Annotated in this window: 1 protein-coding gene; it reads left to right on the top strand. The window is 72.6% G+C overall.

Features of this window, described 5'->3' with window-relative positions; translation table 11 throughout:
* Nucleotides 1-508, top strand: a 508-nt coding sequence (locus tag IL992_RS45610; RefSeq protein WP_193209512.1) for a polyketide synthase dehydratase domain-containing protein, incomplete at both ends; no start/stop codon positions are given.

Raw genomic sequence — 508 nt, 5'->3', positions numbered from 1 at the left:
GAGATCGGGCCCGACGGCGTCCTGAGCGGGCTGATCCGCGAGACCCTCGACGGACAGGAGGACCTGGTCGCCGTCCCCGTGCTCCGCCGCGACCGCCCCGAACCCCACACCGCCGTCACCGCCGCCGCCCACGCCCACACCCACGGCACCCCCGTCGACTGGACCACCCTCCACGGCCAGGCCACCACCATCGACCTGCCCACCTACGCCTTCCAGCACGAACACCTCTGGCTCACCCCACCCACCACCCACACCGACCCCGCACACCTGGGCCTGACCACCACCGCCCACCCCCTGCTCGGCGCCGCCCTCACCCTCGCCCACGACCACACCACCGTCTACACCGGCACCCTCTCCCTCACCACCCACCCCTGGCTCACCGACCACACCGTCTTCGACACCCCCATCCTCCCCGGCACCGCCTACCTCGACCTCGCCCTCCACGCCGCCGACCACACCGGCCACACCACCATCGACGAACTCCTCCTCCACGCCCCACTGGTCCTGC

Origin of the sequence: Microbispora sitophila, from assembly GCF_014892245.1 — a bacterium.
GTDB lineage: Bacteria > Actinomycetota > Actinomycetes > Streptosporangiales > Streptosporangiaceae > Microbispora > Microbispora siamensis.
Note: the sequence above shows the minus strand (reverse complement) of the source record. Positions and strands in the feature narration are given on the sequence as shown.